This window comes from Streptomyces avicenniae (assembly GCF_000719135.1).
GTDB lineage: Bacteria > Actinomycetota > Actinomycetes > Streptomycetales > Streptomycetaceae > Streptomyces > Streptomyces avicenniae.
Window position 1 is genome coordinate 259,638 of the sequence record NZ_JOEK01000008.1, and the last position, 12,626, is coordinate 272,263.

A 12,626-nucleotide genomic window follows, 5' to 3' on the forward strand; every position below is an offset into this window, starting at 1 on the left:
CCCGGTACCGGCGGCGGTAGCGCGGCCACTCGCACGGGCTATCCCCGCCCGAGCCGGGCCGCGGTGGCGAGGAGTTCCTCGGCGTGCGCGCGGGCGAGGTGCGAGTCCTCCTGCCCGGCGAGCATGCGGGACAGTTCGCGGACGCGGCCCTCGCCGTGGACCGTGCGGACCCCGCTGCTGGTCACCGTGCCGTCGCTGGTCTTCTCGACCACCAGGTGGCGGTCGGCGAACGCCGCGACCTGCGGCAGGTGGGTGACGACGACGACCTGCGCGGACTCGGCGAGCTTCGCGAGGCGGCGTCCGACCTCGACGGCCGCCTTGCCGCCGATACCGGCGTCCACCTCGTCGAACAGGTAGGTCGGGACGGGCGCGGCGTCGGCGAAGACGACCTCGATGGCGAGCATCACGCGGGACAGCTCGCCGCCGGACGCGCCCTTGGCGACGGGGCGGGCGGGGGCGCCGGGGTGCGGGGCGAGGAGGAGCTCGACGTCGTCGGCGCCGTGCGGGCCGTAGGCGACCTGGCGGCCGTCGAGCGTGAGGGCGTCCTCGCCCGGCGCGGCGTCGGGCTGGGTCACGGCGAACTGGACGCGGGCGTGCGGCATGGCGAGCTGCGTCAGCTCGGCGGTGACGGCGTCGGCGAAGCGCTTGGCGGCGTCGTGCCGGGCGTCGGTGAGGGTGCGGGCCAGGTCGGTGAGGGCCACGCGCAGGGTGTCGCGCTCGGCGGTCAGCGTGCCGATGCGGTCGTCGTCGCCTTCGAGTTCCGCGAGGCGGGCGGCGCCGCGTTCCGCCCAGGCCAGGACGGCGGAGCAGCCGCCCTCGGCCGCAGCGCCCGGCTCGGCGTACTTGCGTACGAGGTGGGCGAGCGCGGCGCGGCGCTCCTCGACGGCGGCCAGGCGCAGCGGGTCGGCGTCGAGGCCGTCGGCGTATCCGGCGAGTTCCTGGGCGACGTCGGCGAGGAGGATGGCGACCTCGCCGAGCCGGTCGCCGAGACCGGCGAGGTCGGCGTCGTGGCCGCGCACGGCGTTCAGGGCGCGGTGGGCACCGGCGACGAGGGTCCCGGCGTCCACGCCCTCGGGGTCGGCCGGGTCCCCGGCGAGCGCGCCGTGGGCGAGTGCGGCGGCGGAGGCGAGGGCCTCGGCGTGGCCGAGGCGGGCGGCCTCGGCGGCCAGTTCGGCGTCCTCGCCTGGCCGGGGCTCGGCGGCGGCGACCTCGTCGAGGCCGAAGCGCAGGAGGTCGGCCTCCTGGGCACGTTCGCGCGCCCGGGTGGTGAGTTCGGCGAGCGTGCTGTTGACGGCGCGCAGGCGGCGGTACGTGTCCTGGTAGGCGGCGAGCGGCACGGCGACGGCGTCGCCCGCGTACCGGTCGAGGGCGCCGCGCTGGCGGGCGGGCCGCAGGAGGCCCTGCTGGTCGGTCTGCCCGTGGACGGCGACGAGGTCCTCGCCCAGCTCGGCGAGCAGCCCGGCGGGCACCGACCGGCCGCCGACGTGCGCGCGTGACCTGCCCTCGGCCGAGATGGTCCGGCTGACGAGGAGCACGCCCTCGTCCAGGTCGGCGCCCGCCTCGGCGGCCCGGCGGGCGGCCGGGGCGTCCGGTGGGAGGGCGAGGCGGCCCTCGACGACGGCGGCCGGTGCCCCGGCGCGCACGTAGCCGGCGTCGGCGCGCCCGCCCAGCAGCAGCCCGAGGCTGGTGACGACCATGGTCTTGCCGGCCCCGGTCTCGCCCGTCACGGCGGTGAATCCGGTGGACAGCTCGACCACGGCGTCGTCGATCACGCCGAGGTCCTTGATCCGCATCTCCTCCAACACGGATACGACCATACGAGGTTAAGGGGCGCGATGGCGACGACGGGACCCGAACATCCGTACGAAACTCAGTGCGGGGCCCCCCGCCAGCCCGCCACGGGCAGCGCGAACTTCGCGACGAGCCGGTCCGTGAACGGCGCGTGGTGCAGCCTGGCCAGCCGGACGGGCACCGCGCCGCGCCGCACCTCCACCCGTGCGCCCGCGGGCAGTTCGACCGTGCGGCGTCCGTCGCACCACAGGACGCCGGGTCCTGTCCCCGGCCGGATCTCGACGGCCAGGACCGAGTTCGGGGCCGTGACGAGGGGCTTCGCGAAGAGGGCGTGCGCGCTGATCGGCACCATGAGAAGTGCCTCGACCTCGGGCCAGACGACGGGTCCCCCGGCGGAGAAGGCGTAGGCGGTGGACCCGGTGGGCGTGGCGCAGACGACGCCGTCGCCGCCGAAGCCGGAGACGGGGCGGCCGTCCACCTCGGTGACGACTTCGAGCAGGCGCTCGCGCGCCGCCTTCTCGACGGACGCCTCGTTCAGCGCCCAGTCGGTGTGCCGCGTCTCCCCGTCCACGAGGACGGTGACGTCGAGCGTCATGCGCTCCTCGACCTCGTACGCCCGGCGCACCACGCGGTCCACGACCTGGTCGAGGTCGTCGCGCTCCGCCTCGGCGAGGAAGCCGACACGCCCGAGGTTGACGCCGAGCAGGGGCACGCCGGTGGCGCGGGAGAACTCGGCGCCGCGCAGGAGCGTCCCGTCGCCGCCGAGGACGACGAGCAGTTCGCAGCCCTCGACGGCCGCGCGGGCGCCGTCGTCGGTGGCGGCGGCCTTCTCGACGCACTCGGCGGCCTCGGGCAGGCTCAGGTCGGCGGCCTCCTCGGCGAGCACGCGCACGCCGATGCCGTGCGCGAGGAGGCCCTGCACGACCAGCTCGGCGCTGCGGATGGCCGCAGGGCGGCCGGTGTGGGCGAGCAGGAAGACGGTGCGGTCCGGCGCCGGTCGCCCGGTCCCGCCGGAAGTGCCTGGGCTGCTGGTCACTGGGGTCCCTCTGTCACGGCGCGGTCGAGGTCGGCCGGGTCGAGTGGCGGCGCCCCGGCGTGAAGCCACAGAAAGTATTCAACATTGCCTGACGGGCCGGGCAGCGGGCTTGCCGTGACGCCCCGCACACCGAGCCCCAGGGCGGCGGCGCGCTCGGCGACCCCGCGCACCGCCTCGGCCCGCAGCGCGGGGCTGCGGACGACGCCGCCGCTGCCGAGGCGTTCCCTGCCGACCTCGAACTGCGGCTTCACCATGAGGACGAGGTCGGCGTCCGGCGCGGCGCAGCGCGTGAGCGCGGGGAGCACGAGGCCGAGCGGGATGAACGACAGGTCGCCGACGACCAGCCCGGCAGGCTCGCCGTCGAGGTCGTCCGGCGTCAGGTCCCTGACGTTGGTGCGGTCCTTGACGGTGACACGCGCGTCGGCCTGGAGCGACCAGGCGAGCTGCCCGTAGCCGACGTCCACGGCGACGACGTGCGCGGCGCCCGCGCGCAGCAGCACGTCGGTGAAGCCGCCCGTGGAGGCCCCGGCGTCGAGGGCGCGGCGCCCGGCGACGACGAGCCCGCGGGGCGTGAACGCCGCGAACGCACCGGCCAGTTTGTGGCCGCCGCGCGAGACGTACTCGGGGTCGGAGCGGTCCTCGGTGACGACGAGGGCCGCGCTGGTGGCGACCTGGGTGGCGGGTTTCGCGGCGGGCGAGCCGTTCACGGTGACGCGCCCCGCCTCGATAAGGGTCCTGGCGTGCTCGCGGGAGCGGGCGAGCTTCCTGCGGACGAGTTCGGCGTCGAGGCGGGCGAGGCGGCGCTGCGTGGCGGGTGACATGGCGTCAGGCCCCCGGGGCGGGGCGGTCGAGTCCTGACAGGGTCTCGCGCAGCGCGCGGTGGACGTCCTCGTAGACCTCCAAGTGACCCGTGACGCCGACGCGGTCGGCGTCGGTGAGGCGCTGGAGGCGCGCGTCGAGCGGCGCGTGGCCCGTGGGCGTGACGCCGATGCCGAGGGGCCGCGGGCCGTCGTCGGGAGCGGCTTCCGGGGTGGCGGGCTCGGGCGGCAGCGGCTCGGCGGGGGCCTGGGCCGGGGTGAGGTGGGGCGCGTCCATGCCCCCGACGCTACCCGGTGGCCGTGGCGCCCGACCGCCGGATCGGGCGGGCGGCGCGCGCAGGCGGCGGGCGGCGCGCCGATCCTGTGTCGATTCATCGCTTCACCTCCCTCCGGGCCGCCGTGTCGGGCGGCGACGTCGTCGTCGGGGCGGACGACCGGCTGTCCCCACCTGGAGAGCGCCAGCGCGGTCACGGGCCGGGGGAGGACCCGGTCGGCGCCGCACAAGCACGGTTCCCGAGGTCCCACCGGTCATGGCGGCGGCCACCGCGTTGACCGTTCCGATGTGCCCGCGCGGCGGCGGGAGGGCCGCGCGCCGCGTCGAGGCCGAGTATCCGCCGTCCGCGCAGCGCGTCCACCGGCCGACGGCGTTCCGCCGAGGTGCGGCACACCACCGCCGCCAACCGCGCGGCTTCACCCGTCGCACGGGCGAGCAGCCGGATCACCCCGGCCGGATCGGGCCCCGCCAACAGGGCGCGAGCGGTGAGCAGAGGGCCGAGGGACAGTTCGCGAGCAAAGAGGAAAGCGACCATGCCCACACCCTAGGGCCAGGGTCTGACAGTGCGTCACATCACCAGCCGCGGGCCCGGAAGCCGCCGCCGTCCACGCCGCTCCGCCCGCCGCCGGCACGGCACGAACGCGCCGGTCGCGCTCCCCGGCCCCCCGCACGCGGCCTCCCGGACCACCGTAGAGTTAGGTTAGCCTAACCTCGCTTACGGACCTCGTGCCCCGGCCTCCCGGGGGGAGAGCGCAGGGCCCTGTGTCCGCATCCCGCACGTCCCGCGCCGCCGCGCGCGGCCTCCGACGTCCGGCGGGAACCAGGCACCGGCCCCGCACACCCCCCGTCCGGCCGCCCCCGCTGAAAGGACCCCGCACCATGGCCACGGCTCCCTTCGCCTTCTTCGACCTCGACGTCCTGCGCACCACCCGTCTCGGCCCCGGCTTCCTCCGCGTCACCCTGGGCGGCGGGCAGATCGCCGCCGTCGGACACGCGGGCCGTGACCAGCGGATCAAGCTGTTCGTGCCCCACCCCGGCCAGCGGACGATCGCCGTGCCCCGCGACGACGCGGCCAACTGGTGGACCGCCTGGCAGCGCATGCACCCGGCCGAGCGCGCGTTCATGCGCACCTACACCGTCCGCGAACTGCGCCGCGACGCGGGCGAACTGGACATCGACTTCGCGCTGCACCCCCACCCGGGCCCCGCGTCGTCCTGGGCCACGCGCGTGCGCCCCGGCGACCCGGCCACCATCCTCGGCCCGGTGGAGGACGAGAACGCCGGAATCGGCTTCCACCCTCCCGCAGCGACGGACGCCGTACTCCTGGCGGGCGACGCCTCCGCGCTGCCCGCCATCGCCGGAATCCTCGCCTGGCTCCCGCCCGGCACCCCGGCGACCGTCCTGGTCGAGACGACCGACCCCGCCGACCACCAGCACCTGCCCACCCGCGCCGACGCCGACATCACCTGGCTGACGCACCCGGCCGTCCCCCACCCGGCATCCGAGGAGGACCCCCTGCTCACCGCCCTGCGCGCCACCCCCCTACCCGGAAGCGCGCCGTACGCGTGGATCGCGGGCGAGGCGAGCAGTGTCCGTGCGCTGCGCCGCCACCTGGTCGGCGAGCGCGGCATGGACCGGCGCCACGTCACGTTCACCGGCTACTGGCGCCGCCACGCCTCCGAGGACACCCTCATCCAGGAGGCCATCGCCGCCACGGCCTGACCACCCCTACGCGGCGAACCCCAGCCGCTCCAGCGCCTCCCCGGCCGACAGCTCGCAACTCCCGTCCCCGGCCGCCGTCCAGGCCGCCGCACACAGGGCGCGCAGGCCGTCCAGCGCGTCCCCCTCGCCCTCGGTGACGAGCCGCCCGTCCCGCACCAGGGCACGGACGCCGCCGCAGCGCCAGGCGTCCCCGCCGTCCCGCACCACCTCGGGGTGCGGGACGAGCAGGCCCCGCAGATCGGCGGCGACGTACGTCGGCCGGTGGTCGGGACGTGCCGTCAGCAGCCCGGCGGGCGTCGTCACCCCCGTCAGGACCAGCAGCGAGTCCACGCCCCCGGCGTGGGCGCCCTCGATGTCCGTGTCGAGCCGGTCGCCCACCACGAGGGGGCTGCTCGCGCCGGTCCGCAGGATCGTCTCGCGGTGCATCGGCGGCAGCGGCTTCCCCGCCACCACCGGCCCCGCCGTCCGCCCGGAGGCGAGCCGCACGACCTCCACCGCCGTCCCGTTCCCCGGCATGATGCCGCGCCCGCTCGGAATCGTCAGGTCGGTGTTCGACGCGTACCACGGCACGCCGCGCCACACCGCGAGCGCCGCCTCGGAGACCAGCGCCCAGCGCATGTCGGGGCCGCCGTACCCCTGGACGACGGCCGCAGGGTCGTCGTCGGCGGAGTCCACCGGGACCAGGCCGCGCTCCCGCAGCGCCACGCGCAGCCCCTCGCCGCCCGAACACAGCACGCGCGACCCGGCCGGGACGTCGTCGGCGATCACCCGGGCGACGGCCTGCGCGGACGTGACGACCTCGGACGCGTCGGCGGGCACACCGAGCCGCGTCAGATGCTCGGCGACCGTCGCGGGCGTCCGCGCCGCGTTGTTGGTGACGTAGGCGAGCCCCATCCCGCCCGCCTCCGCGGCACGCAGGGACGCGACGGCGTGCGGCAGCGCGTCACCGCCCGCGTAGACCACGCCGTCCAGGTCGAGCAGCGCGGTGTCGTAGGCCGTGTGCAGCGCGCGGCCGGAGCCGTCGGGACGCGTTCGAGGATTCTTCGTATCAGTCATCTCGCACCGATCATCCCCCATGACACCGGCGGCCTACGATGCCAGGGTGCGCACCAGCGGCCTCGATCTCGCCCCGTTCCGCGCCCTGCGCTACGCCCCTGGACGGACCGCAGGGCTGGCGGGCGTCACCTCGCCGCCGTACGACGTCGTCGTCCGGCCGGACGGCCAGCGCGCCCTGGAGACCGCGGACGCGCACAACATCGTCCGGCTCATCCTCCCGCCCTCCCCCGACCGTGCCGCAGCCACCCTCACCGCCTGGCGCCGCGACGGAATCCTCGTCCGCGAGGACCTCCCCGCCCTGTACGTGTACGAGCAGCGCGCCGCCGGCACCGTCCTCCAGCGCGGCCTGATCGGCGCCCTGCGCCTCACACCCCCGGCGGAGCGCGTCGTGCTCCCCCACGAGGACGTCATGCCCGACGTGGTCGCCGAACGCGCCGCGCTGCTGCGCGCCACGGCCACCAACTTCGAGCCGCTGCTCCTCTCCTACCGCGGCCACGCCGACGACGCCGCCGCCACGGCCGTGGACACCGCCGCGGCCGATCCCCCGTGGACCGCCCTCACCACGGACGACGGCGTGGAGCACCGCCTGTGGCGCGTCGCCGACCCCGCCCGCCAGGCCGCCGTCACCCACGCCCTCGCCGCCCACCACGCGCTCATCGCGGACGGCCACCACCGCTGGGCCACCTGCCTGCGGCTGCGCGACGAGCAGGGCGCCCGCCCCCCGTGGGACCGGACGCTCGTCCTGCTCGTGGACACCGCCAGACACCCGCTGCGCGTGCAGGCGATCCACCGCGTCCTGCCCGGCCTACGGCCCGCCGACGCGCTCGCCCGGCTCACCGGCGCGTTCCGCGTCCGTCAGGTCGCGGCCCCGCTCGACGCGGCCCTGCGCACCCTGGACGCCACGCCGGGGACGGCCTTCCTCCTCGCCGACAACGGCGGCTCGTTCCATCTGCTCGACCGCCCCGACCGCGCATTGCTGGAGCGCACGGTCCCCGCCGACCGCCCCGCCGCCTGGCGCCGCCTCGACGCGACCGTCCTGCACGCGACGCTGCTCGACGCGCTGTGGCACGTCCCCGACCGCCCCGGCGCCATCGCCTACCTGCACGACGCCCCGGCGGCAGTCGCCCAGGCGGCGCGGCTCGGCGGCACGGCGGTCCTGCTGCGGCCCGTGCGCGAGGAGACCGTCCGCGCGCTCGCCGAACGGGGCGTCACCATGCCGCGCAAATCGACCTCGTTCGGCCCCAAACCGCTCACCGGCCTCGTGATGCGCGCGCTCACCGACCAGTCCTGACGCGCCCGGCGGCCCCGCCTGGCACCTCAAGGTTAGGTTAGGCTAACCTCACTTCCGGTCGTTTCCCACCGCGCACCGGGAGTCCCGTGAGCACTGCCCTCTTCGCCCGACACGACGCACGCCTCGGCGAGTTCGCCCTGCGCCCCGTCGATCCCGGCCGCGACAGCCCGCTCCTGCACCGCTGGCTCACCCACCCCAAATCGGTCTTCTGGCTGATGGGAGACGCCACGGTGGAGGACGTCGAGAAGGAGTACCGCACCCTCGCGGAACGGCCGACGCACGACGCGTTCCTCGGCCTGCACAAGGGCCGCCCCGCATTCCTCGCCGAGCGCTACGACCCGGCCGCGGACCCGGTCGGCCGCGCCTTCACCGTCCAGCCTGGCGACATCGGCATGCACTTCCTCACGGCGCCCACGGACACGCCGCAGCCCGGCTTCACCCGCGCCGTCCTCACGACCGTCATGGCGTTCCTCTTCGACGACCCGTCCGTCCGGCGCGTCGTCGTCGAACCCGACATCCGCAACGAGCCCGTCCACCGGCTCAACGCCGCCGTCGGCTTCGAAGCCGCGCGGACCGTCCCCCTGCCGGGCAAGGACGCGCTCCTCAGCTTCTGCACCCGCGCGCAGTTCACCACCGCCGTCTCCCCGGGAGCGACCCGATGACCAGCACCGACGTCACCGCGCACCTCACCCCCGCGCTCTGGGCGCGCGCGGAACGCCATCTGATACGCAAGGCGCTCGCCGAGTTCTCGCACGAGCGCCTGCTCACCCCCCGTCAGGACCCCACCGACGGCCGCTACTCCGTCACCACCGACGACGACACCGTCACCTACCGGTTCACCGCCACGCGTCACGCCCTCGACCACTGGCACATCGACGCCGAGGGCATCACCCGCGAACGAACGGCGGACGGCGCCCCGCTCCCCCTCGACGCCCTCGCCTTCTTCACCGAGCTGCGCGCCACCCTCGGCCTGTCCGCCACGGTCCTGCCCACCTACCTGGAGGAGATCACCTCGACGCTGGCGGGTGCCGCGTACAAGCTCTCCCTCCCCGCCAGGTCGGCCGCCGAGCTGGCCGAGGCCGGATTCCAGGACATCGAGGCGGGCATGACGGAGGGCCACCCCTGCTTCGTCGCGAACAACGGCCGCCTCGGCTTCGACTCGGCCGAGTACCACGCCTACGCGCCCGAGGCGGGCGCCCCGGTCAGGCTCGTCTGGCTCGCCGCCCGGCGCGACGTGGCGACGTTCACGTCCTGCACCGACCTCGACTACGACACGCTCATCGCCGCCGAACTGAGCCAGGCGACCCGCGCGGCGTTCACCGACCGCCTCACCGGCCTCGGCCTCGCCCCCGAGGACTACTACTTCTTCCCGGCGCACCCCTGGCAGTGGCACAACCGGCTGTCCGTCACCTTCGCGGGAGAGCTGGCCCACCGGCGGCTCGTCCTCCTCGGCGAGAGCCCCGACACCTACCGCGCCCAGCAGTCCATCCGCACCTTCTTCAACGCGGCGCACCCGGAGAAGCACTACGTCAAGACGGCGATCTCGGTGCTGAACATGGGCTTCCTGCGCGGCCTGTCCGCCGCCTACATGGAGGTGACCCCGGCGATCAACGACTGGCTCGCCGACCTGATCGCCCGCGACGGCGTCCTGAAGGACACCGGCTTCTCGATCCTGCGCGAGCGCGCCGCCCTCGGCTACCACCACCGCCACTTCGAGGCGGCGACGGAGAAGGGGTCGCCCTACCTCAAGATGCTCGCGGCGCTGTGGCGCGAGAGCCCCGTCCCCGGGCTCGCGCCCGGCGAACGTCTCGCCACGATGGCCTCGCTGCTCCACGTGGACCGCGACGGCCGCTCGCTCGCCGCCGCCCTCATCGCCCTGTCGGGCCTCGCCCCGGCCGACTGGCTGGGCCACTACCTGCGCGCCTACCTGACGCCGCTGCTGCACAGCATGTACGCCTACGACCTCGCGTACATGCCCCACGGCGAGAACCTCATCCTCGTCCTGAAGGACGGCGTGCCCCGGCGCGTCATCATGAAGGACATCGCCGAGGAGATCGCCGTCATGAGCCCGGACGTGCCGCTGCCACCCGAGGTGGAGCGCATCCGGGCGCGCGTCTCGGACGAGGAGTGGCCGCTCGCCGTCCTCACCGACGTGTTCGACTGCTTCTTCCGCTTCCTGAGCGCGACGCTGTGCGCGGAGGGTGTGCTGGACGAGGCGACCTTCTGGGGCGCGGTCGCCGACTGCGTCCGCGACTACCAGAAGACCGCCCCCCAGTTCGCGGAACGGTTCAGGCAGCACGACCTCTTCAAGGAAACGTTCCCCCTGTCCTGCCTGAACCGTCTGCAACTGCGCGACAACCAGCAGATGGTGGACCTCCAGGACCCGACGAGCACCCTCCAGTACGCCGGGACCCTGCGGAACCCCCTCGCCGCCTACGCCTGACCGCGCGCGTCGGCCTCCTCGGGCCCGTCCTCGTCGTCCGGGCCGTCCTCGTCCAGGGCGTCCTCCGCACGGTCGTCGGCCCGGTCGTCCGCCCCGCCTTCCCTCTCGTCCTCGTCCTCGTCGTCCAGATCGGGGTCCAGCGCATCCACGAACTCGACGCCGTCCAGCTCCGCAAGCCGGTCGGACGCGTTGGTGACGCCGCCCTGGTCCGCGTCGAGCGCCTTGGCGAACCAGGTGCGGGCGTCCTGCTCCCGGCCCACGGCCAGCAGCGCGTCGGCGTACGCGTAGCGCAGGCGCGCGCTCCAGGGGTGGACGGCCGTGGAGCCCAGCTCACCGCACTCCAGCGTCACGACGGCCGCGTCGGCCTGGCCGAGGTCGCGACGGGCACCGGCGGCGACGAGCCGCATCTCGATCTGGCCCGCCTTGTCGAGCTGCTGCACCTCGGGCTCACCGGCCATCGCCAGCGCGCGTTCCGGCCGCCCGATGCCGCGCTCGCAGTCGGCCATCAGCGGCCAGAGGTGGACCGAGCCCGTCATGCGCCGCGCGGCGCGGAACTCCGTCAGCGCCTCGGCGTACTTGGCCACGCCGTAGGCCGCGAAGCCCGCGGCTTCACGGACCGCGCCGACGCGGGAGGCGAGGCGCAGGGCGACCCGCGAGTACGCGTAGGCGCGCTCCGGCTCCTCGTCCAGCAGCTTGGCCACCATGACGAGGTTCCGCGCGACATCGACGGCCAGCGTCTTCGGCAGGCTCAGCAGCTCCTGGCGCACCGAGCGGTCGATCTCGTCGCCCGTGACCTCGTCGGGGATGGGGAGGCGCTGGGTGCGCTCACGGTCGGGACGGCCCTGGCCCGAGCGCTGGAAGTCGCCGTCCCGTCGGAAGCCACCACCGCGCGCGCCACCCCGGCCGTCACGCCGGTCATCGCGCCGCTCGCCGCCACGCCGGTCGTCACGGGGGCGGTCGTACCTGGGTCGGTCATCGCGCCGGAACCCCTGCGCACTGCCCCCACGGTCGTCGCGGGGACGGAACTCACGCCGCTCGCCACCGCCTTCACGCCCACCGCCTTCACGCCCGCCACCTTCACGGCCGCGGTCGCTCCACGGACGGTCGGAACGCGGACGGTCATCACGCCGCTCACCACCACGCCGATCATCGAAACGCGGTCGATCGTCACGGGGACGGTCGTACCGGGGCCGGTCATCACGCCGGAACCCCTGCGCACTCCCCCCACGGTCATCACGCCGCTCACCACCACGCCGGTCGTCAAAGCGCGGCCGGTCATCGCGCGGACGGTCGTAACGGGGCCGATCGTCACGCCGGAACCCCTGCGCACTGCCCCCACGGTCCTCACGGGGACGGAACTCACGCCGCTCGCCACCGCCTTCACGCCCACCACCTTCACGGCCGCGGTCGCTCCACGGACGGTCGGAGCGCGGACGGTCATCACGCCGCTCACCACCACGCCGGTCGTCAAAGCGCGGCCGGTCATCGCGCGGACGGTCGTAACGGGGCCGGTCATCGCGCCGGAACCCCTGCCCGCTACCGCCACGGTCCTCACGGGGACGGAACTCACGCCGCTCCCCGCCGCCTTCACGCCCACCACCTTCACGGCCGCGGTCGCTCCACGGACGGTCGGAACGCGGACGGTCATCACGCCGCTCACCACCACGTTGCCCAGCACGGTCGCTCGGCCCGCGCCGGTCGTCGCCGCGGTCACGCCACGGCCGGTCGTCACGGCGCTCGAAGGAACGCGGACGGTCGTCACGATCGCCACCACGGCGGTCGTCACGGCGATCGTCACGCCAATTCCCACCACCGCGGCGGAAACCACCACGGTCGTCGTCGCGCCGCGGACCCCGCGACTCGCTTTCCGACCGTGCCGGCCGCTCATCCGATGAATTCGTCATTGACATGACTCCTGCCTCATTACACACGAAAGGGAAAAACAAAAAAGGACCTCTGGTTCTTCAGCATGTCGCTGAAGAACCAGAGGTCCTATCAAAGATTGTCCGGCGGTGTCCTACTCTCCCACACGGTCCCCCATGCAGTACCATCGGCGCTGGAGAGCTTAGCTTCCGGGTTCGGAATGTTACCGGGCGTTTCGTGGACGCGAGCATCTATGGACAAGCCCTCGGCCTATTAGTACCGGTCAACTCCACCCCTCACAGGGCTTCCATCTCCGGCCTATCAACCCGTTG

Annotated in this window: 12 protein-coding genes and 1 rRNA gene; 4 read left to right on the forward strand and 9 right to left on the reverse strand. The window is 74.6% G+C overall.

Annotated features, from left to right (window positions below; translation table 11 throughout):
• Positions 1-38: 38 nt before the first annotated feature.
• The 5 genes from recN to IF27_RS31105 all read right to left on the reverse strand — a co-directional run bounded on the left by recN (position 39) and on the right by IF27_RS31105 (position 4,454).
• A complete protein-coding gene (gene recN / locus IF27_RS14995) occupies positions 39-1,817 on the reverse strand; it encodes a DNA repair protein RecN (RefSeq protein WP_052850065.1) in 1,779 nt (592 codons plus the stop codon).
• Positions 1,818-1,870: 53 nt separating this feature from the next.
• On the reverse strand, positions 1,871-2,827 hold the full coding sequence (locus IF27_RS15000) for an NAD kinase (protein WP_052850066.1): 957 nt from the start codon (positions 2,825-2,827) through the stop codon (positions 1,871-1,873).
• Positions 2,824-3,648: a TlyA family RNA methyltransferase gene (locus tag IF27_RS15005; RefSeq protein WP_052850067.1), complete on the reverse strand. Its 825-nt coding sequence runs from the start codon at positions 3,646-3,648 to the stop codon at positions 2,824-2,826. The genes IF27_RS15000 and IF27_RS15005 overlap by 4 nt, the downstream gene beginning before the upstream one ends.
• 4 nt (positions 3,649-3,652) lie before the next feature.
• Positions 3,653-3,922 carry a hypothetical protein gene (locus IF27_RS15010; protein ID WP_052850068.1) on the reverse strand — a complete coding sequence of 90 codons (270 nt, stop codon included), beginning with the start codon at positions 3,920-3,922 and terminating at the stop codon, positions 3,653-3,655.
• Positions 3,923-4,112: 190 nt separating this feature from the next.
• Complete coding sequence (locus tag IF27_RS31105; RefSeq protein ID WP_190232969.1) at positions 4,113-4,454, reverse strand: hypothetical protein; 342 nt, start codon at positions 4,452-4,454, stop codon at positions 4,113-4,115.
• A gap of 344 nt (positions 4,455-4,798) precedes the next feature.
• Here IF27_RS31105 and IF27_RS15015 point away from each other — a divergent pair, with 344 nt between their 5' ends.
• Positions 4,799-5,641 (forward strand): siderophore-interacting protein, encoded by an 843-nt coding sequence (locus IF27_RS15015; RefSeq protein ID WP_052850069.1) that lies wholly within the window; start codon positions 4,799-4,801, stop codon positions 5,639-5,641.
• A 6-nt stretch (positions 5,642-5,647) separates the two neighbouring features.
• On the opposite strand, the gene IF27_RS15020 is transcribed toward IF27_RS15015, so the two are convergent.
• Positions 5,648-6,697, reverse strand: coding sequence for an HAD hydrolase-like protein (locus IF27_RS15020; RefSeq protein WP_052850070.1), 1,050 nt, complete (start codon positions 6,695-6,697; stop codon positions 5,648-5,650).
• Between the two features lie 19 nt (positions 6,698-6,716).
• Between IF27_RS15020 and IF27_RS15025 the strand changes: the two genes are divergently transcribed.
• The 3 genes from IF27_RS15025 (at position 6,717) to IF27_RS15035 (ending at position 10,431) form a co-directional block, all read left to right on the forward strand.
• On the forward strand, positions 6,717-7,988 hold the full coding sequence (locus IF27_RS15025) for a DUF1015 family protein (protein ID WP_052850071.1): 1,272 nt from the start codon (positions 6,717-6,719) through the stop codon (positions 7,986-7,988).
• Positions 7,989-8,074: 86 nt separating this feature from the next.
• Positions 8,075-8,650 carry a GNAT family N-acetyltransferase gene (locus IF27_RS15030; RefSeq protein ID WP_052850072.1) on the forward strand — a complete coding sequence of 192 codons (576 nt, stop codon included), beginning with the start codon at positions 8,075-8,077 and terminating at the stop codon, positions 8,648-8,650.
• Complete coding sequence (locus tag IF27_RS15035) at positions 8,647-10,431, forward strand: IucA/IucC family protein (protein WP_052850073.1); 1,785 nt, start codon at positions 8,647-8,649, stop codon at positions 10,429-10,431. Before IF27_RS15030 ends, IF27_RS15035 begins: the two co-directional genes overlap by 4 nt.
• Here the strand turns inward: IF27_RS15035 and IF27_RS15040 are convergent.
• The 3 genes from IF27_RS15040 to rrf all read right to left on the reverse strand — a co-directional run bounded on the left by IF27_RS15040 (position 10,422) and on the right by rrf (position 12,552).
• Positions 10,422-11,198, reverse strand: a complete 777-nt coding sequence (locus IF27_RS15040; protein WP_052850074.1) for a hypothetical protein — start codon at positions 11,196-11,198, stop codon at positions 10,422-10,424. The genes IF27_RS15035 and IF27_RS15040 overlap by 10 nt on opposite strands.
• Positions 11,180-12,229 carry a hypothetical protein gene (locus IF27_RS31110; RefSeq protein WP_190232973.1) on the reverse strand — a complete coding sequence of 350 codons (1,050 nt, stop codon included), beginning with the start codon at positions 12,227-12,229 and terminating at the stop codon, positions 11,180-11,182. The genes IF27_RS15040 and IF27_RS31110 overlap by 19 nt, the downstream gene beginning before the upstream one ends.
• A gap of 206 nt (positions 12,230-12,435) precedes the next feature.
• Positions 12,436-12,552, reverse strand: a 5S ribosomal RNA gene (gene rrf / locus IF27_RS15050).
• Positions 12,553-12,626: the final 74 nt, after the last annotated feature.

Excerpts from the sequence above, each read along its gene's own strand:
- recN (WP_052850065.1), bottom strand. The coding sequence starts at position 1,817 with ATGGTCGTATCCGTGTTGGAGGAGATGCGGATCAAGGACCTCGGCGTG.
- IF27_RS15005 (WP_052850067.1), bottom strand. The coding sequence starts at position 3,648 with ATGTCACCCGCCACGCAGCGCCGCCTCGCCCGCCTCGACGCCGAACTC.
- IF27_RS15010 (WP_052850068.1), bottom strand. The coding sequence starts at position 3,922 with ATGGACGCGCCCCACCTCACCCCGGCCCAGGCCCCCGCCGAGCCGCTG.
- IF27_RS31105 (WP_190232969.1), bottom strand. The coding sequence starts at position 4,454 with ATGGTCGCTTTCCTCTTTGCTCGCGAACTGTCCCTCGGCCCTCTGCTC.
- IF27_RS15015 (WP_052850069.1), top strand. The coding sequence starts at position 4,799 with ATGGCCACGGCTCCCTTCGCCTTCTTCGACCTCGACGTCCTGCGCACC.
- IF27_RS15020 (WP_052850070.1), bottom strand. The coding sequence starts at position 6,697 with ATGACTGATACGAAGAATCCTCGAACGCGTCCCGACGGCTCCGGCCGC.
- IF27_RS15025 (WP_052850071.1), top strand. The coding sequence starts at position 6,717 with ATGACACCGGCGGCCTACGATGCCAGGGTGCGCACCAGCGGCCTCGAT.
- IF27_RS15035 (WP_052850073.1), top strand. The coding sequence starts at position 8,647 with ATGACCAGCACCGACGTCACCGCGCACCTCACCCCCGCGCTCTGGGCG.